This is a genomic window from Mesorhizobium sp. M7A.F.Ca.CA.003.01.2.1, from assembly GCF_003998945.1.
In the GTDB taxonomy this organism is placed as follows: Bacteria; Pseudomonadota; Alphaproteobacteria; order Rhizobiales; family Rhizobiaceae; genus Mesorhizobium; species Mesorhizobium ciceri.
The window spans coordinates 1-2,457 of sequence record NZ_RZRA01000847.1 but is presented as its reverse complement, the minus strand read 5'-3'; the positions used below and the strand labels follow the sequence as shown (position 1 = coordinate 2,457).

General features: G+C 63.7%; 4 protein-coding genes. 2 read left to right on the top strand and 2 right to left on the bottom strand.

What is annotated here, in order from left to right; translation table 11 throughout:
• Both EN969_RS26575 and EN969_RS26570 read right to left on the bottom strand, forming a co-directional pair.
• The coding region (locus EN969_RS26575) for an NAD(P)-binding domain-containing protein (RefSeq protein WP_164758508.1) at positions 1-145 on the bottom strand (145 nt) is incomplete at its 3' end.
• A 25-nt stretch (positions 146-170) separates the two neighbouring features.
• The gene (locus tag EN969_RS26570; RefSeq protein WP_013531207.1) at positions 171-1,337 is read right to left on the bottom strand and encodes an isobutyryl-CoA dehydrogenase; all 1,167 of its coding nucleotides are present in this window, start codon (positions 1,335-1,337) and stop codon (positions 171-173) included.
• A gap of 144 nt (positions 1,338-1,481) precedes the next feature.
• On the opposite strand from EN969_RS26570, the gene EN969_RS26565 reads away from it, so the two are divergent.
• A complete protein-coding gene (locus EN969_RS26565) occupies positions 1,482-2,096 on the top strand; it encodes a dimethylsulfonioproprionate lyase family protein (RefSeq protein WP_063168187.1) in 615 nt (204 codons plus the stop codon).
• Positions 2,096-2,457 (top strand): AAA family ATPase (locus EN969_RS26560; RefSeq protein ID WP_164758507.1); only part of this gene is annotated, 362 nt, incomplete at its 3' end. The genes EN969_RS26565 and EN969_RS26560, both read left to right, overlap by 1 nt.

Sequence of the window (2,457 nt, the reverse complement as noted above, 5' to 3'; positions counted from 1 at the left end):
CCATAATCGTCACGCCATGTTCCTTGGCGACGGTGAGGTTTTCCGGAACGAGGTCGAAACCGTTCACCGCATGCCCGGCCTTGACCAGATTGGCGGCCATTGGATTGCCCATATTGCCGAGGCCGATGAAGGCGATCGTCGTCATTGTCTGTCTCCCAGAGTTGCTGGCTTCAACGGCCAATCAGCGCGCGAGCGATGATGACGCGCATGATCTCGTTGGTGCCTTCGAGGATCTGGTGCACGCGCAGGTCCCGCACCAGTTTCTCGATGCCGTAGTCGTGCAGGTAGCCGTAGCCGCCGAGCAGCTGCAGTGCGTCATTGGCGACATTGAAGCCGGTGTCGGTGACGAAGCGCTTGGCCATCGCCGACCATTTGCCAGCATCCGGCGCCTTGCGGTCGAGCTTCGAGGCGGCGGCATAAAGGAAGATACGCGCCGCCTGCAGCTCGGTCTCCATGTCGGCCAGCCTGAATTGCAGCGCCTGGAATTGATTGATCTTCGAGCCGAAAGCCTTGCGCTCGGCGGTGTAGGACAGCGCCTTGTCGAGCGCCGACTGCGCGCCGCCCAGCGAACAGGCGGCGATGTTCAGCCGGCCGCCGTCGAGCCCGGCCATGGCGATGCCGAAGCCAGCGCCTTCGTCGGACAGAAGGTTCTCCGCCGGCACCTTGCAATCCTCGAAGATGACCTGGCGGGTCGACTGCATGTGCCAGCCCATCTTGTGCTCGTTTGCCCCAAAGGAGAGGCCCGGCGCATCTCTGGGCACGACGATGGTGGAAATGCCTTTCGGCCCGTCCGCGCCGGTGCGCACCATGACGGCATAGACATCGCTGTCGCCGGCGCCGGAGATGAACTGTTTGGTGCCGTTGAGCACATAGTCGCCGCCGCTCTTCACCGCACGGGTCTTGAGCGCCGCGGCATCGGAGCCGGAGCCTGGCTCGGTCAGGCAGTAGCTGGCCAGCCATTCCATCGAAGTGAGCTTGGGCAGGAAGCGCTGGCGCTGTTCGTCATTGCCGAAACGGTCGATCATCGAGGCCACCATGTTGTGGATCGAGATGAAGGACGAAAAGGCCGGATCGGCGTGCGACAGCGCCTCAAAGATCAGCACGGCGTCGAGCCGGCCAAGTGCCGAGCCACCGACATCGTCCCTGATATAGATGCCGCCGAGCCCGAGCGGACCGGTCTCGCGGATCACGTCGGCCGGGAAATGCTTGTTGCGGTCCCAATCGAGCGCATTCGGTGCGACACGGTCGGCGGCGAAGGCCTGCGCCATCTCCTGGATGGCGCGCTGCTCCTCGTTGAGTTCGAATTGGCTGGTGCTCGCATCGACCGCGGCGTCCATGGCGTGCTCCCTGTGTGCTGGCCAGCTAGCTCGCTGGCCTGTTGTTTTTGGCTTTGCGCGCGCACCAATCTAGACCAATGATGCCGCCGCGCAACCCGATCCCCTGCGGAGCGGCTGTGCATCAATGCATGTCCGGAGCAAGATATGACGACAAAATTCGATGAACTGCTGGGCCGGTTCCACGCATACCTTGCGACCGTGGATCACGTCCTGATGCGCGATGCCGTGGCCCGGATCGGCTGGGACATGCCGGCTCGCACGCTGGAGCCGCGTCCGCTTGCCTGCCTGCGCCATCTCGATCGCGCCGCCGAACTGGCGCCTCCGGATGCCAAGCCGCTGGTGCAACTGCTTGCCGAACGTCGGAATGATTTCCGCTGGGGGCAGACTTATGGCGAGGCGGACTTCGGGAAAGAGTTCATCGAGAATTACGGCTGGCTGGAAGTGTTCGGCACACGTGGCCACTTTGCCAATGACGCGGCCGCCGCCGGCCTGCTGATTCTTGGACCAGATATCGTCTATCCCGACCACCATCACGTCGCCGAGGAAATCTACATTCCGCTGACCGGCGGCACCGAATGGCGCATGGGCGAGAGCGGCTTTTGCATGCGTACGGCCGGCGAGGTCGTTCATCACGCTTCCAACGTCAATCACGCCATGCGCACGGGCAAAGACCCGTTGCTGGCGCTGTACATCTGGCGCGGCGGGCCGTTGGCGCAGAAATCCGATATCACCGGAACCGTGGCGCAGGGCAGGGACTGATGGCCAAAGCGATCATGCTGCAAGGCACGGGTTCCGACGTGGGCAAGACCGTGCTGGTCGCCGGCCTCTGCCGCGCGGCAAAAAAGCGTGGGCTGAAGGTGCGGCCGTTCAAGCCGCAGAACATGTCGAACAATGCCGCCGTCGCCGAAATTCCAGGTGACAACAATGCCGGCGGCGGTGAGATCGGCCGCGCGCAATGGCTGCAGGCGATCGCTTGCGGTGTCGCGCCATCGGTCCACATGAACCCGGTGCTGCTGAAGCCGCAGACCGATGTCGGCGCGCAGGTCATCGTGCAGGGCAAAATGTTCGGGGAAGCGCGGGCGCGCGACTACCAGGCGATGAAGGGCCGGCTGATGGACGC

What these genes read in the sequence shown, in the direction of transcription:
- EN969_RS26570 (WP_013531207.1), bottom strand. Translation starts at nt 1,337, where the DNA reads ATGGACGCCGCGGTCGATGCGAGCACCAGCCAATTCGAACTCAACGAG.
- EN969_RS26565 (WP_063168187.1), top strand. Translation starts at nt 1,482, where the DNA reads ATGACGACAAAATTCGATGAACTGCTGGGCCGGTTCCACGCATACCTT.